Genomic DNA, 22,398 nt, shown 5'->3' on the forward strand with positions numbered 1-22,398 from the left:
CATAAACTTTCGTATTCCTACTAAACTTAATAATTCTTAGGGGGAATCCCTGCTGGCCGCTAAACATCTTATTAAGAGCTAAAACCAGGCAGATGGAGATAAAAACGAGCTAGCGCGGACCCAAATCCGGCCGGGCTTGTACCAAGAATCTTACGCGCGTAAGATTCTTGGTACAAGCCCCGGGAGAAATCCCTCATACTGGTCAGGATTGCAATTTAAAAGCGGCCCTAACAGATCCTCAAAAAAGACCTGTTACAGCCGCTGTTTCTTCTCGATTTAATGATCGCAATTGTCTGCATCATCGGGTACTTGGACTTCGAAATGTGCTCCCTCCAGGATCTGAACTAAAACGTGCCAGGGAGTAGTCGCCACTTCCCGGTACATCCTGTGGGTGTACAAATGATGCACGTTAGGAAAGTCCTGTTTAAACAAACGCCTAACTTTGTCGCCGGAATAGTCGGCATCTAAAAGGACGAACACTTCATTCTCGCTATATTCCGCAACTAACTCTTCCAATTTGTCTTCCCCTATCGTGCCGTTAGTGCAGACAATTTCAACGGGTTCCGTCAGAAGTTGTTGCAAACGCTGCTTGTCACTTTTCCCCTCAACAATGATCACTTTTCCCATTAACCCACCTAAACTTTCTGATCTTACTTCCTAATGGCCGATCTAATTTAGCGTCTGCGCTTTGCCGGCGAAATATTCCCAGACCGTCCCTTCTGTTATAGCCTTAAAAGCATTTGAAAATCCAGGGTTAGGAATGGTTTAACGTTTAACAACCTAAACCTTTAAAGTTTATTCGCTTGCTCCGGGAAGTGTTTTTATCTGGTTAATCTTTTCCGGACCTGAGACTGAAGGCTCGTTTCCCCGCATATAGGAAATAACGGCGGCTAAAAGACTCATGCAAAAGGAAATGGCAAATGCCGTTCTTAAACCCGCAATAAACTGGGCTATGGCGATACCTTGTGAACCAACTTGAGTGCCGGCAAAAAGTCCCTGCAAAGCTTCCGGAGTTATGCTCGAAGATATAATTGCCATGGACAGCGCCATACTGATCACACTGCCGGCGTTGTTCATCATAGTGCGCACGCCGCCTGCTATGCCTCGTCTCTGAGGTGTGACCGCTCCCATGATGGCACTGGTGTTGGGCGAGAAAAACATTCCGGAGCCGAGACCGGCTATAAACATCCAAATAGCTAATTCAATAATCGAAGTGTGCTCGGATATTTTCATCATACCGATAAGTCCAAAGGCTGAAATCAACAGACCTACAGAACTGAGACCACGGGAGCCATAGCGGTCAGATAACCTGCCGCTGATAGGAGCCATAATCATCATGGATAGAGCAAAGGGTGTTAAAAGAATCCCAGCCATGACCGGATCAATGCCTTTTATCCCCTGAAAGTAAAAGACCAGCAAGAAAGTTACCGCACCCCGGGCAATCCCGTTTAAAAGGTTACTGGTATACGCAAAGGCCAGAATTCGGGTTTTAAAAAGACTTAAATCTAACATGGGATCGGCAATTTTGCTTTCAACTTTAACAAAAGCTGCCATAAAAAACAAGGCTAAAGCAAACAAGACAACTGTAGAGACATTTAACCAGCCTTTGAATCCGCCTAAAGTTAGGGCTACTAATAAGGTAAGCATGCCAATCGTAAAAAGCAAGGTCCCCAACCAGTCAAATTTTTGCTTTTGCGGAAGCCGCTCGACTTCTTGGAGTTGTCGCCATGCCCAAATGGTTCCGATGATTCCTAGCGGAAGATTGATATAGAAAATCCATCTCCAGCCAATAGCGACAAAAGCGCCTCCCAAAATCGGACCAATAACCGAACCAACGCTGATAATCATACCGTTGATGCCGAGCGCCTTTCCCAGTTCGCCCCGGGAAAAGGCATCGGCGACGATCGGTGTACTCACAGCCAAAAGCAATGCTCCTCCCACCGATTGAACCAGCCTGAAAAGAATAAGCTGCCAAGCTGTTGCCGAAAATCCGGATAAGACCGACCCTATAGTAAAAATAATAAATCCGCTGACAAACAGTTTTTTGCGGCCGATCATATCGGCTATCCTGCCAATTGAAGGAACAAGGATCGTGATTGCCAGCATATAGATCATGATAGTCCAAATGATGGCGTTCATACTGGCATGTAATTCTTTCATGATATCCGGTAAGGCGATAATTAACGTATTGCTGCTCAACACGGAAAGGAGAGCGCCAAGGGACGTGCACGACAGTGCTTTCCACTTATAATCCAGTGATTTCATTTTCTTTCCCCTCATCTTCAACTTTAAATTTTGAAGCATTTTCAGCCATTTTATAGAGAATCTCTGCGGCCAGATAAATTTCTTTTTCTGAAAAACCGGAAGTGATAATCTTTTCCCACTCTTTGATAGCAGATTGAATTTTGGGGATGACTTCTAAGCCCTTAGCGGTAAGAAAAACATTGTAAGCGCGTCTGTCATTAACGTCAATTTCTCTGCTTAAATAGCCTTCGTCTTCCAATTTTTTAGTAGCTTTAGCTGTTGTACCTTTATCGATTTTCAAGATTGCGGATAATTCTTCCTGACTTATCCCACCTTGGCGGTAGAGTGTCAGCAAAATGCTGTAACCACTGCCGATATTTAAAAATTCCAATCGTTTAGCAATATGGGAATTGCCATAGCGATAAAGCGTGGAAATATAGCGTCGAATTGAAAACTCCTGATTCAAAGTTGCACCTCCCTTGTCAGAAAGAACTTAATCATAACGACAATTATCGTTAATAAATAATTTCAATGGCAACAACATTTAATTATAATAGCTATTAGTTGCAATTTCAACTATTTTTAAGTGTAATTTTTGGGAACTTAAAACAAACTCTCTTTTTGTGGCATATAATGGTAACTAAGGAGGTGCCGTAAAGATGTTTCTCGGAAGAAATCGCTCGTTTAATCAAGGCGGAGATCTCGGAGGCCAGGATGCCGGAGGGAATACTCAGTTCCTGAATCAGGCTAATCGGCCGATGCCAACGGGGATGCAACGTTTTCTCGCTAAAAAGGGAATCAACTCCTATGACGACCTTTCCAACCGGCTTCAGTCGACTCCCCGCATGTCTTTCCGAAGATCACGCTAACTTGCAGAATTTAAGCCAGCTAAAAAAACAGCCTCCTCAGAGCGAGGAGACTGTTTTTAGCACTGCAATCACGGTTTTAGCCTCAAATGGTTTGCTGTTGGCTTAGGGGTAATATCAATAACTTCTCCCGCAGAGAAATTGCCCGCAGGATTCCGAAACCTGCCCCTGTGTTTGGGGCCCCAGTAATAGCGATAAATCCCTATTAAACCGGCTAAGGACACCCCAATTAAAACAAATCCCAAAGTGAAGGTAATGACTGTCGCTAAGATCACTAAAATCAGCATCGACCAAAGAAGTTTATAAAATTTGGACATAAATCCCCCTCCCCGAGATAGAGTACCAGAAAATGCTATTCTAGCCGTACTGCGGTGCCAGAGGCGCTGACCATCAGCATGCTGCCATTTTGCCCGATTACCTCGTAATCCAAATCGATCCCGACGACTGCATCGGCACCGATTCTGGCAGCACGCTCTTCTAATTCCTTTAAAGCCACACTTCGCGCATCTTGTAATTTTTCCTCATAGGCGCCGGAACGGCCGCCAATAATATCTGTAATACTGGCAAATAAATCCCGCATGATGTTAGCGCCCATAATAGCTTCGCCCGTAATAATACCCAAATATGACGCAATACGTCGACCTTCAATTGCCGGAGTGGTCGTCAATATCATACCTTTGCCTCCCTTTTTAGGAACAACTAAGATTTGTTAGCTTGTCAATTGGTCCTTTAAACCATTTTAAAGCATTCTCAAAAGCAAGACAAGTTATCAGATTTTGGCAATGCTTTAGGAAGGTTCCTCAACTGCGGATCTCCTTTAAGAAGATCTGAGGTGCCTCTCAGTAATCTTTTGAAACATCCCTAAAAGTCCGACACATAGCCTATAGATTGAATCGACCCCAAGGTTAGTTCCCGCTGTTTCATCGAAAAAAACATTAAACTGAGATTCCAGATCCTCTGCCGGCTTGCTGTAGCATATCAGTAAAGGAACCTTAGGCAAAGGGTGCAAAACCAAGGAAATATCCGCCTCAAAGGTAGTTTTCACGGGTCTTCCCTGAAAAATATGAATCATGTCCTCAATTAAATCCGGGTGAGCATCTGTAAGTTCCTTTAAAGGTTTTTCAAATCTTTGCAGGAAAAATGAATCCCATATGGTTTCGGAGCTGAGCTCCCGGAAGGGAACCCATTTTCCGGAAGGCTCATTCCCGGCAGAGTAAATAATATAATTGAGTAATGGAACTATTACCGAAAGGTTAATATGACAATCGGACTTGACATTTCCTTTGGCATCAACGGTAAAGTCTTTTCCCAGGCATTTAACAGTTAATTTATTATGGGACAGCGCGGCCCCTAAGCGCTCTGCAGAGGCTGAGAAATTCACCGTCCTTAGTTCTTTTTTCAAAGGTTCGAGCACTTGCTTTGATCGTTCTTCAGGAGACGTTTGCCGAATGATTTTTCCTTCAAACTGACTGATTTTACGGCTGTCCAGATGCGGGCAGTCCTTAAGGAACTTGTCCCCTTTTATCACCGCGGCGGAGAATGCCAAACATGTCGGCACCCCACAACGTTGGCAATTTGACTTAGGGAGCAATTTATAAATCGCCAAAGGATTATCTAAAGCCATTGTACCATCCCCTCCCCCGAAATACGGGAACAGGTCTTAATCCGCCAATTCCCGTGCCGTTTCTAAGGCGATCTCAATCATGCTGCGAAAGGTTTTCTGGCGTTCTTCGGCTGTTGTAATTTCGTGTGTAACAAGACTATCGCTGACAGTCATAATTCCGAGGGCTTTGACATTGAATTTAGCCGCCAGGGTGTATAAGGCTGACGCTTCCATTTCTACAGCTAAAACTCCAAATTTGGCCCATTGCTTCCAGTCATCGGGTTGATCGCCATAGAAGGTGTCCGTACTCAAGATGTTCCCCACTCGAACCGGAACTCCTAATTTCAGCGCATGATTATAGGCTTTCAGGAGTAACGAAAAGTCGGCGGTAGGTGCGAAGTCCATGTTGTTGAACCTCAGCTTGTTCATGCTGGAATCCGTAGAAACGCTCATCGCTAAAATTACGTCCTTAAGATGGATGTCATCCTGCATAGCTCCGCAAGTTCCGATGCGGATTAGATTCTGAACCTTATATTCCGTAATAAGCTCATTGACATAAATTGATATCGAAGGCATTCCCATTCCGGTACCCTGAACAGAAATTCGTTTCCCTTGGTATGTCCCCGTAAATCCATACATCCCTCTTACTTCATTGTAACAAACGGGATTTTCCAGAAACGTTTCGGCTATAAATTTCGCCCGCAGCGGATCGCCGGGTAAAAGAATTGTGCTGGCAATCTCTCCTGGTTGGGCCCCAATATGTATACTCATTTAAATTCTCCTTCCTTTGAGAACAGCGATTTTGCTTAATTCTTATTTTAACCGATTCAAACCTAATCTGTCCACAATACGAAATTCCTGCCAGTGACATTCTGGCCATTTTTAGCCAAAGCGAAAGACCGCCCCACAGCAAGGACGGCCTCTCATCTTTTTCATGTGCCTTTATCTATTTAAGTAAAACTATACTCTTAGCATACACTAGAATTGTCAATATTTTAGTGGAATTGTATCAAGAATTTCTCAAGAAAGGTCAAAAAAAGAGATTCCTTTGCAGGAATCTCCGGGAGTCTGTGGCGAAGCCTTTTGTGGAAATCAGAAACGGATTATAAAAGGTTCCCTCCGATTATGCTGTCCCGGAGGGACAAAGAGAATATTACATGAAAAAGACTGAAGGACAATTGTCCTTGCGAATATTATACATGATTAAAGGCAGTTTGTATTGCTTTGCCGGGTGGTAAATTCAGGTAACAAAAGTAATAGCTAAAAGAAACTTGCCGCTGCAGGCGCTTGCCGGGTTGCTCTGATAACTTCTGCCGGAAGAAACTAGGTAACGAAGTTATAACTTTCTGACTGACTGTAAAATAAAGAAGCCACTTGTTAAGTGGCTTAGCGTCTAAGATATAATCCCGCAAAGTTCCCCCAGAATTAATGGATAAACGGCTCTGGATTAATCTTCAACAACCTTTATTGACTGAATGTGAATCGGAAAAACAGGTTAACAAAACTAATCTCGACAAATCCTCCACTACTTCTGATGAAATGTGTTTAGGGGCAATTCTCTGAAATCCGGACCAATTTCCTAACAGAATCAACGTATAGACAACTCACCAAGGAAAAATCACTCAGACTTACTCAAACAGAGAAACACGGAGGAACTTTGCGGGAAAATTGTCTGTAAAAACAAGGAAAACTACCTTCTTCTAGGTAGTTCCGCCTTCTTCGAATTCAGCACTGACTTTACGGAATGCAATGCCGAACTTCCGATGAATCGAAACATCCCCTAGCATACCCCAACGTTATGACTGAACTTAACTATTTGATCTCTATAGTTATAGTATAATCAAATTTAACCTCCTGTCAAGTGCCTTTTTATTCCACAGTAAAGTTCATACGCACGCCTTCGTCCAGCCTCGTACCGTTCTGAGCGGGTAAGCCATTCCGAATCAAAAGAGAATAGGAACCCGGCGGATATCCCCCTGAAGGTGGAGTTACTGCCAGTGAACTGGGCTGATCTCCCGGCGTTACCAAGGTACTTATCGAGATGCCGCCGGGAGTAAACACTTGAACAAAGTCCGGCGCTGTTTGAGCTAAGGAGGCATTAAATTTAATGATCCACTTTTTGTCGGATGGCACTTTCAGTTTGTTGCCCCAGGACGTTGCATTGGCCAGTTCGAATAAGGCGGAAAGTCTTTGGAATATGAGCTGATGTCCTTGCAGGGTTGGATGAGGGTCAAAATTGCCCTGCAATAAATCGTAATTTAAAGGTTTCTGAGCGGACTCCTGGAGGAAACAGGTATAAATATCAGCATAAGAATACCCTTGACCGGTTTCAATAATCTTATTTATTTGCTGGATGTAGGGATCAACGAGAGAAAAAAAGGGATTGTCCTGAGCAAAGGGATTATAAACATTAAGGACGTAGATTTGACTGCCGGGAGCCAGAGATTGAACAGATTGGAGAATTTGGGGCCAATCCGTCCTAAACGTCGCAACGCCGGTATCTAATTCCGTCTCTATGTTCCCCGACAGGGCAAGTTGAAAAAGGGTACTTGCCAAGGCTTTGTCGGCTTTCAGCGCTTGTCCAAGTTCAGAGTATAATTGCGGATCTGACGGGTCAAGGTGATATACTTCAGCTAAGGCGCGAATCACCGGCCCCAGAAGATTGTTGCCGCCGATGCTTATGGTTACGACACGGGCCTGGCTTAAATCCTTTTGGGCAGCGGCACTGTTTTGAAGCTTCGCCAAGAGGTCGTTGCTTTCATCCCCGGGATGTGCTAAATTGGCAAACTGCAATCCGGCTAATTCCGGTCTGCCCTTTAAATAAGCAGAGAAAAGATCGGAGTACCCCTGACCCGAAGGAGCGTTAAAGCCATAAGCTATGGAATCCCCTAAAGAAATATAATCTCCGGAACTGTCCGCCTGAGCTTCCGCAGACAGAGGTAAGAGCATGCTCATGGGAAAACTGATTAGGCAAACTATTATTAGTACAACCAGCAATCTGCGCAACACCAGAGTTCCCTCCTTCTTACCTGTCTGTTCAAAGCTTAAATAAAGTTCCCCCCATCAACGACAATTGTCTGCCCGGTTACGAAACCCGCATGAGCAATCAGGGAGTAAACAACTTCAGCAATATCTTCAGGAGTTGCTACCCGCCCCAAGGGAGTACCTGCCGCAAGGTGAGCGATATGCTCATCCTTACCTTCAACCCAGCGGGTTTGCACAATACCGGGGGCAACGGCATTGACACGGACTTCCGGAGCAAGAACCCGGGCTAAAGATTTATTGAGGCTGATTAATGCGGCTTTAGAAGCTGAGTAGGCAATAGAACTGCCCAAACCGGTAAGACCGGCAATCGAGGCCATATTGACAATACACCCACGAGTCTTTTTAAGTTCAGGAGCCGCAGCCCGGGAGCAAAAAAACGTTCCCTTCACATTGACCCCCATAATATCATCCCAATACTCTTCTTTTAAGCCTTCGAGATCGGCATGGTCCACAAAATGTGTCATACCTGCGTTGTTGACAAGAATATCCAATTTGCCAAAATCGGCTGTGACCTTGTCCACCATTGATCTGACTTCGGCATCCTTAGATATATCGGCCTTATATATTAAACAGCGAACACCCAGGCCTTGGACCTCAGCACATGTCTTCGCAGCTTCCGCTTCCGAACGAGAATAATTAAGCGCAACATCAACTCCCGACTTGGCGAGAATCAGAGCAATCGCTCTGCCAATCCCAGTCCCTCCGCCAGTTATTAAAGCAATCTTTCCCTGCAGCATGCAGATTCCTCCTCAAAGTTTATCCTGTGATAATATCTTGTCAAGTATGTATGGCTTCAAGTATAACTCACCGTTTAAGACTCTACAAGCCTAATTCCAGCCGTAAAAAAACGTTGCAGCGCAAAGCTCCCTGAGCAAAAGTTCCTCTAAATAAATTTAAATAAGTAAAAACGGAACCCTTAAGAGCTCCGTTTTGTTTACTTACAGTAATTTTAGCGGTTTCCTTTGATAAGCGTTTGAAAGTCACGGGCAGCCTGAAAAATATCATTTTGAGCCAGTATGGCCGACACAATTGCAACCCCATCTATCTTGGCAGCCATAAGTTGTTGAAGATTTTGCTGATTAATTCCCCCAATTGCTACAACAGGAATTGTCACAGATTTTTTAATGCGTGCCAATTCTTCAAGGCTGACTAGTTTGGCGTCAGTCTTGGTCGCGGTGCTATACATTGCCCCGACTCCCAAGTAGTCGGCACCTTGTTCGGCAGCTAAAAGAGCTTCTGCTAAGCTGCTGGCAGAGACACCGATTATTTTATCGGGGAAAAGTTCCTTTGCTTTAGGCAGCGGGAGGTCATCCTGACCAATATGCAGGCCGTCGGCATCTACGGCCAGGGCAATATCCAGGCGATCGTTGATAAGCAAGGGAATATTATAACGGGCAGTGATCTCTTTTATTTCATAGGCTATGTCTAAAAATTCACGGGTCGACAGGGATTTTTCCCGCAGCTGGACAAGAGTTACCCCGCCTTGGATAGCTAGTTCCACACTGTGAGCTAAATCGCGCCGGCCGAGTTGAATGCGGTCTGTGACCAGATACAGGCTATAATCCGGAATCATTTTACTCATGACGGACCTTGCTTTCTTGAGCCAGTTGCTCAGGGGTCAGATGATAAATACTATCGAACAATCTGGCTCGGAAGGTTCCGATCCCTTCTCCGTGACGGAGAGAGGCCTGAGCAATTTCCCCAGCCAAGCCCATTGTTGCAATGCCGGCAATTGCCGCCGAGAAATAATCTTTAGCGGCTCCGCAATAGGTGCCAACTAAAGAGGAGGTCATACACCCGGTCCCTGTGACATCTGCCAAAATCCGGTGCCCGTTGTCCAGTAAACAGAGCTGTTCGCCGTCGGAAACCACGTCCGTTTTGCCGGTGATGGCAATAACACACTTTAAGCTTGAAGCGAGCTTTTGGGCGATAACAGCACCGTTTTGCTCATCGGCGAGAGAGTCCACACCTTTAATGGCAACCTCTTCTCCGGCCAAGACACAGATTTCCGACATGTTTCCGCGAATGACATCGGGGTTTAGCTCTTGTATAAGTTTTCGGGCAGTATTTGTCCGCAAATGGGTTGCCCCGACGCCTACCGGGTCCAAGACGACAGGAACCCCCAATTCTTTGGCCCGTTTGCCTGCTAGCAGCATGCTCTCAATTGTTCTGGAATTCAAGGTTCCAATATTCAACACTAAGGCAGAAGCAAATCCCACCATTTCGGCAACTTCTTCCTGATCATCTGCCATCACTGGGGACCCTCCCAGGGCAAGTACTATGTTGGCGCAATCATTGACCGTCACATAATTAGTGATGTGGTGTATCAAAGGAGTTCGTTCTTTGACAGCTCTGAGATTTGTTAAGATTTTTTCACGTATTTCCATGACTTTGTCAGCCTCCATGTTAAAGAATATAGTATGCTAACGAGCAGCATTACCGGTATGGTCGAGCCAAAGAAGAAATCGAACTTAATAAACTGATAATAGAGAACCGTTCCCAGGATACAAAAAAACAAAGTTGCCCAGTTGACCAACAGGTCTTTTTGGATGGTTTTGTTTTTGAATATAAAATAATCTGTTAGAAGAACAGCAAATAAGGGCGCGAACACTGAGCCAATAGCGTAAAGAAAATTCTGGTATTGATCAATATTCGCGATTATGGCTAACCCTGTACCAATGACCGTCATGATGAGAGCGATTTTCTTTTCATTTAAGTTAGGAAAAATATTCAATAAAGTTACTCCTGCGGAATAGGCGTCCATAAAGGTAGTTGTCACTGTTGCTAAAATGATAATGCCTAAAGCTGCGATGCCAAGATTAGCCGCCAGAAGCATTGCCGACGGGTCCGGATTGGAGGAAATAATCGCAGACCCCAAGCCGATAATGTACATCCAGCTGCTGCCCAAAAAGTAGCCCAGCCAGCTTCCTCCGGCTCCCCCCTGTTTTGTCTTGGCAAAACGAGTGTAGTCGGAAATTAAAGGCAGCCATGACAAAGGCATAACCACGGCTAATTCCAAAGCGGAACCAAAAGTCATGTCCCCGGTCACTGGTCTGCTGAACAAACTGTGGCTGCGGAAAATAAGCACGCTTAAGACAATTGTCAAGAGAAACAACAAGATTACGGCAATATGATTGGTCTTTTTCCAGCCGCTGTCTTTTCCCAACCAAACCCAGAGAAAACTGAAAGCCCCTATCACTAAGCTCCAGATCGCGAGATTATCGAAAGACCACAATAATTTTGTAATATTATTAAGGGATCTCGCCCCTACGATAATCATAACAGCCGTCCAGCCCAAGAGCTGCAAAACATTTAAGACGGAGAATATATAGGAACCATATTGCCCGAAGGAAATTCTGGTAGAGACTAAAGCAGGAATGCGTTCATTAGTGCCGATGACTCCTCCCAGCACCAAAAGAGTCGTTCCGACAAGATGTCCCAATAAGACGGCCATGACCCCCAGCTTAAAGCCTAAAGGTGCCAGCAATCCCCCGGCCAGGATTTCAGCGACGGAGATGGCGGCGCCAAACCAGAGGGTTGTGAAGTTAAACCAAGTCAGATTGTTTTCTGCTGATGTACTCACTTAATAATTCCCGCTTTCTTGTAAAGTGAATAAAAGTGGTGGGTAGGCCCCACACCTTTGCCAATATCCAAAGCATGTTCAATCGCTATGGTAATATAGTCTTTAGCTTGTGAGACAGCTTCATGCAGCGGATAGCCTAAAGCAAGGTTAGAGGTTATGGCTGACGACAGAGTACAGCCTGTGCCATGAGTATTCTTGGTCGCTATCCGGGCAGCAGTGTAGTACTTAAAGCTTTGACCGTCATAAAGGATATCCGTAGAAGCCCCTTCCATGTGCCCCCCCTTGAGGAGAACGTTCTTGGCGCCCATTTGCTGAATCATTTTGGCGGCATCTTCCATTTGGGGCAGTGTCCGGATTGTCATTTTGGTCATAACCTCAGCTTCAGGAATATTAGGAGTTACAACTGTAGCCAAAGGCAAAAGTTCACGAATTAAGGCTGACTCCGCTTCGGGGTTCAGCAAATGATAACCGCTTTTCGATACCATGACCGGATCGACCACAATAATCTGAGGAGCATATAGCCGCAACCTTTCGGCAATCACCTCAATGGTCGGGATTTGGGAAACCATGCCAATCTTAACTCCGTCAACCTCAATATCTTCGAAAACAGCTTTGATTTGTGCGGCAATCATGTCCCTGGAGATGTCTTGTACGGCAAAAACTCCTTGCGTATTTTGAGCAGTTAGAGCAGTAATAACGCTCATGCCGAAGACTCCATGAGCGGAAAACGTTTTGAGATCGGCTTGAATCCCCGCTCCCCCACTGCTGTCGGAACCGGCGATGGTCAGTAATTTTTTCATAGTCCTTCTCCTTGTCTTGTAAAATTCTCCATGCCAAAAAGCTCAAACCCCCAGAATAGGATTTGAGCTCTTAAAACGTGCCTCAAAAGAAACTGCTTACCTACGCTGGCATTATCCAGATCAGGTTTATAGGGTCTTAGACTTCCCCGGGTCTAAATCTCAGCCGGCCTCTCCAGCTCCCCTGCCTACGGTATGTACTTTTTTTAAATCTAACACGGAAGACCCTTAAAGTCAACTTTAAAAAAATTTCTGCAATCCGCGACTTTTCAAGGCGGTAACATGAAATCAGCACTGCGCACTAAGCCCCGGGCAGATTGGACCGTGCTCTCTAAGCTTACGGCACCCTCTTATCTATAGATTATAGATCCGGCTTAACGTTAACTGAGCTAAAAGGTCCTGATAGAGAAAACATGGAATTTTATTTTCCCTGAACAAAGAATTGTCTTCAGAATGTGTTAATGTATTACTGTGATTAAGAATATTTATAGGAGGCAACCTGATGGAAAACCCAATACTTATCGCTCTCACTGTTCTTGCCGGCATATCATTAATTCTGCATCTTCTTTTGCTCTATCGTTCCTCAAGGAACTCCCTTGTTCGCTTGCACAGCAACTTTGACTTGCTTGAAAAAAGTTTTGAACGCGGCGAGCGGCTTGTTCAGGGGGAAATTGCGAAAAATCGGGAGGAATCAACTCTTAATGCCCGCCAGGCCCGGGAAGAGCTTATCCAGACCGTCCATTCGTTCAACGATTCCATACTGGCGCGCATGTCTGAAATCGCTGCTCTTGAGCGCAGCCAATTGGACATTTTTTCCGCTCAGCTAGGTTCTCTCACCAAAAACAATGATCTCAAATTGGAACGCCTGCGCCAAACCGTGGAGGAACGGCTCTTTCATATCCAGCAGGATAACGCTCAAAAATTAGACCAGATGCGGGCCACAGTCGATGAAAAACTCAGCTCTACACTTGAACAGCGCTTAGGCGAATCTTTTAAATTAGTCAGTGAACGGCTTGAAGCAGTACACAAGGGGCTTGGAGAAATGCAGACTCTGGCCTCAGGCGTCGGAGATTTGAAAAAGGTTTTATCGAATGTTAAAACGAGAGGAATCATGGGAGAGATTCAACTGGGAAATTTGTTGGAGCAAATCCTCACCTCCGACCAATTTGCTACAAACGTTATAACGAAAGCCGGCAGTAACGACCGGGTTGAATATGCTATAAAACTTCCGGCACGAGATGGTCATGACAGTATACTTTGGCTGCCTATTGACGCCAAATTTCCCTTGGAAGACTACGAGCGGTTAATGGAAGCACAAGAGCAAGCGGATCTCTCCCGCAGCGAAGAATTGGGGAAAGCGTTGGAAACCCGCCTAAAGTCAGAAGGCAAGAGTATTCACGACAAATACCTTGATCCTCCCAACACTACGGATTTTGCCATTTTGTTTTTACCTGTTGAAGGATTATTTGCCGAAGTTTTGCGTCGACCCGGTTTATGCGAATTGCTGCAACGCGACTATAAAGTCATTATTACCGGCCCCACCACCTTAGCCGCTCTTCTGAACAGCCTGCAAATGGGCTTCAGAACCTTGGCTATCGAAAAACGCTCCAGCGAAGTGTGGAGCTTACTTGGCGCGGTAAAAACCGAATTTGGCAAGTTTGTGGACATCTTGGAAAAAACCCAAAAGAAGCTGCAGGAAGCCAGTAACACTATCGACACCGCAACTCGAAAATCCCGGAGCATCGCGCGCAAGCTCAAAGACGTGCAGACTCTGCCGGCCAAGGAAGCTGATTTGCTTTTAGAACCGGAGACAGAAAGCGAAGAGGAGGCTGCTTATTCAGGCGGCTTCAAGTAACTCCACAACTTCCGATAGAAATCGGAGTGTTTAAGGAGCTCGGCGTGTTTCCCCTGTTCAACTATTTGCCCATGTTCCAGAACCAGAATTTCATCCATTTTGTCCAAACCCAAAAGAGAATGGGTGATCATCAAGGTGGTGCGTCCTTCCGCAAGCTGATAAATTTCATCCCTGACTTCCCGTTCAGTCAGGGGATCAAGGCCGGCCATGGCCTCATCGAGAATTAAAATCGGAGCGTTCTTCAATAAAACCCGCGCGATTGCCAGACGTTGTCTCTGCCCTCCTGAAAGCTTAAATCCCCCTTCTCCGACGTAACTGTCATATCCTGAAGGCAGAGATAAAATGAAGTCATGGAGCTTAGCCTGCCGGGCCGCTTGCATAAGTTCGTCTTCCGTCCCCTCAGGTTTGGCCATGAGCAGATTCTCACGGATAGTAGCGTTAAAGATATGAGTTCGTTGCGTCACTACACCGATAAAATTCCGGACCTCTTCAGGCGAATATTCACGCAGCGAGTGTCCGCCCAGTATAATATCTCCTTGAGCATATTCCCAAAAACGGAGAAGAAGATTTACCACTGAAGTTTTGCCGGCCCCGCTTGGACCAACGATGGCCACCTTGCCCCGGTGGGGAACCTGAAACGATAATTGCTTTAAAGCCCATGGTTCGTCTTGTTCATAGCGAAAGCTCACATTTTGCAATATGAGTGTCGTATCTGCAAGCTTGTGAGGATTGGTCTCCTTATCCCGAACGGCGGGTTCAGCGGCGATGCACTCCAACAAACGCTCGGCAGCGGCACGGTTTTGCTCCCAATGATGAGGAACAAGAGCCAGGGGAAACATCGCTTCGAAGCTGCTAAAGCTTCCTAAGGCCAGCATTCCCAGGTTGACTCCGTTCACCTTTCCCTGTTCGACAAGGAGGATTCCCAGAATGAGTATGAGCCAGAGGCCCAGATTGGCAACCAGTGCGGTCAGAGCGGAAGAAAAGGCCGAAAGCCACAGGATGTTGCGTTGTGCGGATTTCAATTTACGATCTGTATTCTGAATTTTGTTCAAGTGCGCTTGGGCTTGACCATAAGCTAAAAGCTCTGTCATTCCCAAGAGGGTGTCGGCCACCAAGGCAGCAAGCTCTGCTTTTAAAGCAACGGCTTGCTGCCCGCTTCCCCGGCTCAGGATTTTAATCACAGAGGGAATTCCCACTCCCCCCGCCAGAAAGCAAGCCGCCAGAATAAAGGAAAACCGTTCATCGTAGCGGGCCAAAAACAACCCATACCCCAAGAGGACAAATACTGCCACAATTGGCGGCGCTAACACGCGCAGATAAAAATTTTGCTGAGTTTCCACATCCGCCACAATCCGGCTCAGCAGATCTCCGCTGCGAAAGTTTAACAAACGAGCCGGGGCCAGCGGTTCCAGCCCTTGGTAAAACTTCACCCGGATTTTGCTCAAAACACGAAAGGTCACATCATGAGACAAGTAACGTTCTAAATAGCGGAAAACTGCCCGGGAAAGTCCAAAAAAACGCACCCCGACAATAGTTACCATTAAATCGAGGAGGGGCGGGTGCAGGGCCGCCCGGGACAGAAGATACGCCGAGGTAGCCATAAGGCCGATATGACTCGTGATCGTCAGCGTGCTTAACACTGCAGCCAGCAGGATGCGGGGCCAAAACGGCAAAATCAGGCGGATTAACCACTTCATGCTTTTCAAATCGCTTCACCCCGATATTCTGAGACCATACGGCTATAGAGTCCTTGTTTAGTCATTAATTCCTCATGATTACCCTGCTCTATAATTCCCCCCCGCTCCATGACGAAAATCCGATCCACCTGACGAACCGTAGTCAGGCGGTGGGCAATGATTAAAGCAGTTTTGCCCTGCAAAAGACGCTGTAAAGCCTGTTGGATTGCATATTCGCTTTCCGAGTCGAGGGATGATGTCATTTCATCTAAAATGAGCAGCGGGGCATTTTTCAAAAAGGCCCTGGCAATTGCCAGCCTTTGCGCCTGTCCGCCGCTCAAGCGTGTCCCTCCCTCTCCCAGCAGTGTTTGATACCCCTCGGGCAGTTTCATAATAAATTGGTGGGCTGAACTTTGTTGTGCCGCCTCCTTAAGTTCTTCCATGGTTGCGGAAGGTTTGCCGATCAGGATATTTTCCGCAATACTCCCTGAAAAAAGGTAAGGATTTTGGGGAACATAAGCAATCTGTTCATGCCAATATTCTAAGGAAATTGTTTCAAGCAGTTGCCCCTGAACCAGAATTTTACCTGCTGAAGGGTTAACAAAGCGCAATAAGAGTTGAGCAATGGACGATTTGCCGGCTCCGCTTGGCCCGACCAGGGCAATTTTCTCTCCCGACCCCAGAGAAAGATTGATTTCTTTTAAAGCCGGAGTCTCTCCTTCTTCATAAGTCAGGCTTACCTGTCTGAAAGAAATAAGCGACTCCTCTCGGCTGGAGGAGAGATTGATCTTTTGGCTGTCAATTCCTTCACTAGTTTGTTTTTCCGCCACAGGGAGATCCAGGATCTCAAAGATCCGCCTCGCGGCGTTTACTCCGGACAAGCCGGCATGAAAATTCAGGCCAAGAGTCCTCAAGGGGGTATAAAATTCAGGGGCAAGGAGTAAAAGAAAGAGGCCTACGGAAAAAGAAAGAGTTCCATAAACCAGCCTTAAGCCGATGGAGACAGCTACTAAAGCCGTACTCAGCGTGGCAAGAAGCTCTAAAACAAAGGCCGACAAAAAAGCAATCCGCAAAACACGCAGTGTGGCGAGGCGAAAGGATTCGCTCACTCTGGAGATCACTCGCGCCTGATCTTTCGCTCGTCCAAAGACCTTAAGGGTCGTCAGGCCTTGCAAAACATCTAAAAAATGAGCGCTCATCCGGCTTAAGCTTTGCCACTGTTCCAAAGACTTTTTCTCAGCAAGCTTGCCAATCAGGATCATAAAAACAGGAATGAGAGGTCCTGTCAAAAGCAGAATTAAGCCGGATTTCCAGTCTTGAGGAAACACAAACCCTAAAATAAGCAGAGGTATTCCCGCGGCCAAAAGCAGTTGGGGGAGATATTTGGCAAAATAGTCTTCCAGAGATTCAATCCCATCCACTATGACTGTAATTAGCTCTCCCGCTCTCTCACCGCGAGCGTATACTGGTCCTAAGGAGACAACCTGGCCGATTAAGCGGGACCTTAAACTCGCTTTGATTCCGGAGGCCGCCTCGTGAGCGCATATTTCAGCGCTCCACTGAAGAACCGACTTCAGCAGGATGATTGCGAGAATTAAACAAAGGGGATGCCAGACCATCTTGAGGGTGGCTCTCTCCAAAAAAACCCCGGCAATGATTTGGGAGAGAAACCAAGCTTGGGCAACCGCCAGGAAAGCGCCTGCGATACTTATTCCGATGGTGAGCAGCAAATATTTCCGGACCGGTCTTCCCTCTTCAGCCAATCGTTTATCGAACACTTTGCCATCTCCTTAGTTGTCAGATACTTAGTCCTCACTCACAGTCTCCTGCTCGTCTATCCAGCATCATCCTCGGCGCCTTAAAAGCACTTGGCCGGCGCCCAAAAACACTGTCTTGACACCCTTTCCTGATGGGATTAAAAATGAAGGAGCAAGACTCATCTTGCCCCTTCATTCTAAAGGATATCAAATTAATAGTGAAGGTCTTTTTCCGTTATGCGTTTGCGAAAGACCCAGTAGCTCCAGCCCTGATATAAAAGAACAATCGGAACTAAGGTCAAGGCGACAATCGTCATAATTTTCAGGGTGTAGGGGCTGGACGAGGCATTATAAATAGTTAAACTCCATTGGGGATTCAGGCTGGAAACCATGACGCGAGGGAAAAGGCCCCAAAACAGAGCTACCGTAAACAAAAGAATGGTTAAGCTATTGGCAGCAAAGGCCCACCCCGCCTTGCGGGAACGTATTAAGATATTAGTCAAAACAAGGGCCACCCCGGCTGCCAGCAAGGCAATCGCCGCTCCCGTACTGGCAAACAGATCTGTCTGGGAATAGGTTAAGCCTGCAAAAAGGAGAACAACCAGGAGTGCAAGCAAAGCTATCTTCTTGGCAATGTTCGCTGTTCGCTCCGCAATTTCCTTTGTAGTCTTCAAATTGAGATAGAGGGCACCGTGCAGCAGGAAAACCAATAAGGTGGTCAGACCGCCGACGATGGCATAGGGATTAAGCAGGGTAAAGAAACTGCCAACGTATTGCATTTTAGCATTGATCGGCACTCCTTTAACTATATTCGTCATGGCAACTCCCCAGAGAAGCGCCGATAGGAAACTGCCGATGAAAATCAGCCAATCCCAGCTGGAACGCCAACGGGGGCTGTTGTCGCTGCTGCGGAACTCAAAAGCCACGCCGCGGATAATCAGGGAAAACAAAACCAGAAACAAAGCAAGATAAAAACCGCTGAATAAGGTAGCATACCAGTTGGGAAAGGCGGCAAACATGGCTCCGCCTGCCGTAATCATCCAGACTTCATTCCCGTCCCAGACAGGTCCAATCGTATTGATGATTACCCGGCGCTCCGCATCGTTTTTTCCCAGGAAAGGAAGCAGCATCCCCACACCAAAATCAAATCCTTCCAGGAAAAAGAACCCTACAAACAAGACAGTTATGAGTATGAACCAAAGGATGTTTAAGTCCACAAAGACGCCCCCTTTACTTCACTAATTGGCAATTCTTCCGCACCAACCGCCTGCGGACCTTTCTTAATATGCTTAAGCAGGAGGTAAACATCGGCTACCGCCAAGACTCCATAAATCAGAATGAAGCCAATAAAAGTAATTAGGATAGATGTGGCCGAAACCGAGGTGGATACCCCTGCCTCTGCCTTTTGCAATCCATAAACAATCCAGGGCTGACGTCCAACTTCGGCCATGAGCCAGCCCAGGGTATTGGTAATATAGGGCACCGGAATTGTCCAAAGCAAGACTTTCAAAAACCAGGTTTTTTGGTCTAAACGCTTCGTTTTATAGAGGTAAAGTCCCAGGAGGGCGACTAAAATCAACCACACTCCCGCCGCTAACATAATTCGGAAACTCCAGAACAAAGGAGTCACCGGCGGGATATAGTTGCCCGGACCATACTGCTGGACTTCGGCAGCCTGAAGTTCGTTCATTCCTTTAACTTCCCCGGTGAAACTATTGTAGGAAAGAAAGCTTAACAAGCCGGGAATTTCAATCCCGAAATTGTTTTTGTGGTTTTGCTCGTCAATGGAAGCAACTAACAACAAGCCGGCCGGATTCTCCGTCTCCCAATGAGCCTCTGCGGCGGCCATTTTCATGGGCTGTGCTTTTACGAGATGCATGGCCTGTAAATGGCCTGCTCCCGCAACCCCCAAAGTACTGATTAAACCAAAAATTACGGCAATCTGAAACGAGCGCCGGAAAACTTCCAGATGGTTCTTTTTCAATAAATGGTAAGCACTGACTCCCAGGACAAAGAAGGCACCGGTAACAAAACCGCTAAGTACGGTATGCGGAAACTGATAAAAAATATGAGGGTTGGTAATCAAGGCCAGGAAATCGGTCATCTCCGCCCTGCCGTTCCGCAAAGTATAGCCGACAGGTTCCTGCATAAAAGAATTGGCAATCAAAATCCAAAGTGCCGATAGATTGCTGGCAATAGCGACAAGCCAAATCGTCAAAACATGTACCTTTTTGGACAATTTATCCCAGCCAAAAACCCAGAGGCCTAAGAATGTAGATTCGATAAAGAAAGCCAGCAGAGCTTCAATAGCTAAAGGCGCTCCAAAGATGTCACCGACAAAACGGGAATACTCCGACCAGTTCATGCCGAATAAAAATTCCTGTACTAATCCGGTTACAACGCCCATGGCAAAGTTAATCAGGAATAATTTCCCCCAAAACTTAGTCATGTTTTTATACGTCTCATTTCCGGTCCGCACATAGCATGTTTCCATGATGGCCACTAAAACACTCAAGCCCAGGGTTAAAGGTACAAATAAAAAATGATAGGATGAGACCACTGCAAATTGCAGTCTGGATAAAATGAGTTCAGTCATCACTGCACCTCCGTTTTAAAAATAGCTTAATAATTGTATACTTTTTGGCTGAGCAATTATTCCCTCTATCCCCCTTTCGTTTGCAACTAAACGTGTTCTTTTCAGCAGTCAAAATTTATGTAGTATTTATTTAATTAATATTAAACTAATTACAAATAATAGTCAATATGCTTTTGCGCTTATCTGCGTTCTATTTATTGGGAGACTCCCCTAATATGGTATATTCTTAAGGCCATCCTTTAAAGAAAAAATGCAACCCCTACACGGGCAGATGCCATATCAGCCCATAAATTCCGACCTGCGGCCGGCTGAAAGATCTGATTGCGCTTAAAGCACAGGGTTTTAAGCGAGCCGCCCAACGGCAGGCTAAAGCAATTCTTGGCACATAAATAAGTATTCAAAAGCTGGTGATCCTTAGTTAAAGGAGAACCAGCTTTGGTCTCTTGAACACTTTTCAGATTATAGTTTCGTCAAACTATCAGGGGGCTTTATTCGCAAAAATCTGCCCAGTTCGCGGGGTAGGTTGCGTAAAACACCTTACAAAAGGTCGGTGATGAGAAGACAACTCTGCTCCCTTTGGGAATATAAACCACGTCCCCTGCTTTAGCCCGGAAGACCTTGTTCTCAACTTCCAGCACAAACTCCCCTTCTATTACATAATCGACTTCATCATAGTTCAAGAACCAAGGCAATTGAGAATGGTCAAAGGTCATAAAACCGGAACACAAGTTGCCTTCCCGGGAACTGATCACATCGACCAATCCGACCTTTTGCCCCGGCGGAGCTTCCGGAAATGGCTGAATGACTACGTTCTCTCCTTGAACGTGGGTGGCGCGGGGATTGGCACAGGCAGGTTTGAGAACTTCCTGCACGATTTTTTGCACTGTCTTTTTTAAGTCTGAGTCCAAAAACTCGCAGGCCGGCTTCTCAACAGGCTGAGCGGACGACAGCGGCAAAGTGCCCGGCGTTTGCCCCAGGACAGATTGACTGATGATTTCCTGCCGTCCCTTGGCAATAGTGATCCCCAACTCCTTAGCCAGATCTTTGGCGGAAGGGGTAAGGACACTATCTTCGTCCAAAACAATATGCTTATCCGCTTTGGCCAGGTCACGCAAAACAGCCGCCGAGATAAATCGTCCCATGAAGGCACCTCCGATTCGATATTCGATATTTGAGGTTCGTGGTCAAGCTAATGATTCGAGGTCCGGATTATAAGCGCTTTGTGCTCTATTAAGTTTCAAAGGTTTCTTTATCAATAATGCCAACAATAAGGGCATCTATGGGAATGCTGCTGTTGGCCAGCCCCTGCCGGGCTGAGGAACCGCCGGCCACCATGACCAGTTCGCTCTCTCCCGCTCCGATCTGGTCCGCCGCTATCAGGGAATGTCCGTGCTCTCTCAGCTCGGCTTTCCCCTCTTCATCATAGCCCAGCGTAACCGGCTGCACGACGAGAAATTTCAAGCCCCGCAGGGATTCTTCTTTGCGTGTTGACCACACGTGCCCTATGACTCGCGCTAATAGCATCCTCCTCCCCCCTTCTCCTGACAAAGCTCGATCCGCCTCAGTCTCAAGGTGTCCCGCGCCAGCGGCGAGACGACAGTGCGCTGCTCAACCAGCACTTTCCCGCCTTCGGGAAAGCTCTGAGCGTCTTTATCGGCAAGATACTTTTTGCTGAAGCGGACGATGCTTTCTCCTCCGTTTACGGGCTGCTCCGGCGGCTTGGGAGTGGCCGGGAAGCCTGCCGGGGTTTCCTGCCTTTCTCTCAGGTCTTGCCGGACCGGGAGATCCGGGGCTGGAGAGCTGTCAGCGGCTAAGCCGGGACGGACTCTTACGCCATAGCTCCGGACGGTCTTCAGGTAGCTCTCATACAGCGCCCGGTAGGCCGGCGGGGTTGGGAACTTTAACTCCAGATTCTTACTGACCAGTTCCACGGGAATGCCTTGGGCGATCCCCCGGCCCAGGAGTTCGCTGAAGGGAGTGTCCCGCAGCCCTAAGGCCATTTTCGCTATGGTGTTGAGGGAACAGGTGGGCAGGAAGAGGCTTTGCCACTCGCGCTTCAGAGCTTCCTGCGGGCTGATGCGCTTCAGACCTTCCGCCAGGTCCAGAGACTGCGCCTCCCGGCTTGCGCAGGGAAGAAGGTACAACGTGTAGGTCTCTCCCCAGTTTGGGGGCAGGGCTGTGCGGATGGCGGCCGTGTCCGGCGCATAGTTGAGTAAGCCGAGAGCTTCGGGCGTTGGCGGGGGGATGGGCTGGGCGGGAAGGGCCGGGTTTTCTTTCTCCCCTAATTCCTGCAGAAGAGTTTGCAGGGCCGGGGTCTGCAGCAGCTGTTCTACGAGTTCCCGGACGAGAGCGGCGATTCGTTCCTGTTCTTGCTTC

Annotated in this window: 22 protein-coding genes and 1 riboswitch; of the genes, 2 read left to right on the top strand and 20 right to left on the bottom strand. The window is 46.9% G+C overall.

Annotated features, from left to right (window positions below; all coding sequences use genetic code 11):
- Window positions 1–276: 276 nt before the first annotated feature.
- The 3 genes from REC12_RS15515 to REC12_RS15525 form a co-directional block, all read right to left on the bottom strand.
- A complete protein-coding gene (locus tag REC12_RS15515; protein WP_308896024.1) occupies window positions 277–627 on the bottom strand; it encodes a toprim domain-containing protein in 351 nt (116 codons plus the stop codon).
- Window positions 628–795: 168 nt separating this feature from the next.
- The gene (locus REC12_RS15520; RefSeq protein WP_308896027.1) at window positions 796–2,265 is read right to left on the bottom strand and encodes an MFS transporter; all 1,470 of its coding nucleotides are present in this window, start codon (window positions 2,263–2,265) and stop codon (window positions 796–798) included.
- The gene (locus REC12_RS15525) at window positions 2,246–2,710 is read right to left on the bottom strand and encodes a MarR family winged helix-turn-helix transcriptional regulator (RefSeq protein ID WP_308896029.1); all 465 of its coding nucleotides are present in this window, start codon (window positions 2,708–2,710) and stop codon (window positions 2,246–2,248) included. Before REC12_RS15525 ends, REC12_RS15520 begins: the two co-directional genes overlap by 20 nt.
- 193 nt (window positions 2,711–2,903) lie before the next feature.
- Here REC12_RS15525 and REC12_RS15530 point away from each other — a divergent pair, with 193 nt between their 5' ends.
- On the top strand, window positions 2,904–3,113 hold the full coding sequence (locus REC12_RS15530) for a hypothetical protein (protein WP_308896030.1): 210 nt from the start codon (window positions 2,904–2,906) through the stop codon (window positions 3,111–3,113).
- A gap of 68 nt (window positions 3,114–3,181) precedes the next feature.
- On the opposite strand, the gene REC12_RS15535 is transcribed toward REC12_RS15530, so the two are convergent.
- The 10 genes from REC12_RS15535 to thiD form a co-directional block, all read right to left on the bottom strand.
- The gene (locus tag REC12_RS15535; protein WP_308896032.1) at window positions 3,182–3,427 is read right to left on the bottom strand and encodes a hypothetical protein; all 246 of its coding nucleotides are present in this window, start codon (window positions 3,425–3,427) and stop codon (window positions 3,182–3,184) included.
- Window positions 3,428–3,462: 35 nt separating this feature from the next.
- Window positions 3,463–3,783, bottom strand: coding sequence for a heavy metal-binding domain-containing protein (locus tag REC12_RS15540; protein ID WP_308896034.1), 321 nt, complete (start codon window positions 3,781–3,783; stop codon window positions 3,463–3,465).
- Window positions 3,784–3,927: 144 nt separating this feature from the next.
- A complete protein-coding gene (locus REC12_RS15545) occupies window positions 3,928–4,734 on the bottom strand; it encodes a DUF3786 domain-containing protein (protein ID WP_308896036.1) in 807 nt (268 codons plus the stop codon).
- 36 nt (window positions 4,735–4,770) lie between these two features.
- On the bottom strand, window positions 4,771–5,484 hold the full coding sequence (gene deoD, locus REC12_RS15550) for a purine-nucleoside phosphorylase (RefSeq protein ID WP_308896038.1): 714 nt from the start codon (window positions 5,482–5,484) through the stop codon (window positions 4,771–4,773).
- Between the two features lie 1,098 nt (window positions 5,485–6,582).
- Window positions 6,583–7,722 (bottom strand): GDSL-type esterase/lipase family protein, encoded by a 1,140-nt coding sequence (locus REC12_RS15555; RefSeq protein WP_308896039.1) that lies wholly within the window; start codon window positions 7,720–7,722, stop codon window positions 6,583–6,585.
- A 35-nt stretch (window positions 7,723–7,757) separates the two neighbouring features.
- A complete protein-coding gene (locus REC12_RS15560; protein ID WP_308896042.1) occupies window positions 7,758–8,495 on the bottom strand; it encodes an SDR family NAD(P)-dependent oxidoreductase in 738 nt (245 codons plus the stop codon).
- 212 nt (window positions 8,496–8,707) lie between these two features.
- The gene (gene thiE / locus REC12_RS15565; protein ID WP_308896043.1) at window positions 8,708–9,340 is read right to left on the bottom strand and encodes a thiamine phosphate synthase; all 633 of its coding nucleotides are present in this window, start codon (window positions 9,338–9,340) and stop codon (window positions 8,708–8,710) included.
- Window positions 9,333–10,145, bottom strand: coding sequence for a hydroxyethylthiazole kinase (thiM, locus tag REC12_RS15570; protein WP_308896044.1), 813 nt, complete (start codon window positions 10,143–10,145; stop codon window positions 9,333–9,335). The genes thiE and thiM overlap by 8 nt, the downstream gene beginning before the upstream one ends.
- Window positions 10,121–11,341: a putative hydroxymethylpyrimidine transporter CytX gene (gene cytX / locus REC12_RS15575; RefSeq protein WP_308896045.1), complete on the bottom strand. Its 1,221-nt coding sequence runs from the start codon at window positions 11,339–11,341 to the stop codon at window positions 10,121–10,123. Before cytX ends, thiM begins: the two co-directional genes overlap by 25 nt.
- Window positions 11,338–12,141, bottom strand: coding sequence for a bifunctional hydroxymethylpyrimidine kinase/phosphomethylpyrimidine kinase (thiD, locus tag REC12_RS15580; protein WP_308896047.1), 804 nt, complete (start codon window positions 12,139–12,141; stop codon window positions 11,338–11,340). The genes cytX and thiD overlap by 4 nt, the downstream gene beginning before the upstream one ends.
- An 80-nt stretch (window positions 12,142–12,221) precedes the next feature.
- Window positions 12,222–12,334, bottom strand: a riboswitch (TPP riboswitch).
- A 306-nt stretch (window positions 12,335–12,640) separates the two neighbouring features.
- On the opposite strand from thiD, the gene REC12_RS15585 reads away from it, so the two are divergent.
- On the top strand, window positions 12,641–13,993 hold the full coding sequence (locus REC12_RS15585; protein ID WP_308896049.1) for a DNA recombination protein RmuC: 1,353 nt from the start codon (window positions 12,641–12,643) through the stop codon (window positions 13,991–13,993).
- On the opposite strand, the gene cydC is transcribed toward REC12_RS15585, so the two are convergent.
- The 7 genes from cydC to REC12_RS15620 all read right to left on the bottom strand — a co-directional run.
- Window positions 13,972–15,699 (bottom strand): thiol reductant ABC exporter subunit CydC, encoded by a 1,728-nt coding sequence (gene cydC, locus REC12_RS15590; RefSeq protein ID WP_308896051.1) that lies wholly within the window; start codon window positions 15,697–15,699, stop codon window positions 13,972–13,974. The two genes, REC12_RS15585 and cydC, sit on opposite strands and share 22 nt — an antisense overlap.
- Window positions 15,696–17,447 (bottom strand): thiol reductant ABC exporter subunit CydD, encoded by a 1,752-nt coding sequence (gene cydD, locus REC12_RS15595; RefSeq protein WP_308896053.1) that lies wholly within the window; start codon window positions 17,445–17,447, stop codon window positions 15,696–15,698. The genes cydC and cydD overlap by 4 nt, the downstream gene beginning before the upstream one ends.
- Window positions 17,448–17,638: 191 nt before the next feature.
- Window positions 17,639–18,643 (bottom strand): cytochrome d ubiquinol oxidase subunit II, encoded by a 1,005-nt coding sequence (gene cydB, locus REC12_RS15600; protein ID WP_308896054.1) that lies wholly within the window; start codon window positions 18,641–18,643, stop codon window positions 17,639–17,641.
- On the bottom strand, window positions 18,634–20,022 hold the full coding sequence (locus REC12_RS15605; RefSeq protein WP_308896056.1) for a cytochrome ubiquinol oxidase subunit I: 1,389 nt from the start codon (window positions 20,020–20,022) through the stop codon (window positions 18,634–18,636). The genes cydB and REC12_RS15605 overlap by 10 nt, the downstream gene beginning before the upstream one ends.
- 488 nt (window positions 20,023–20,510) lie before the next feature.
- Window positions 20,511–21,164, bottom strand: a complete 654-nt coding sequence (locus tag REC12_RS15610) for a EutQ-related cupin domain-containing protein (RefSeq protein WP_308896057.1) — start codon at window positions 21,162–21,164, stop codon at window positions 20,511–20,513.
- Window positions 21,165–21,252: 88 nt separating this feature from the next.
- Window positions 21,253–21,546: a EutN/CcmL family microcompartment protein gene (locus REC12_RS15615; protein WP_308896059.1), complete on the bottom strand. Its 294-nt coding sequence runs from the start codon at window positions 21,544–21,546 to the stop codon at window positions 21,253–21,255.
- The coding region (locus REC12_RS15620) for a flavoprotein (RefSeq protein WP_308896060.1) at window positions 21,537–22,398 on the bottom strand (862 nt) is incomplete at its 5' end. The genes REC12_RS15620 and REC12_RS15615, both read right to left, overlap by 10 nt.

The organism is Candidatus Desulfosporosinus nitrosoreducens (assembly GCF_030954495.1).
Lineage (GTDB): Bacteria > Bacillota > Desulfitobacteriia > Desulfitobacteriales > Desulfitobacteriaceae > Desulfosporosinus > Desulfosporosinus nitrosoreducens.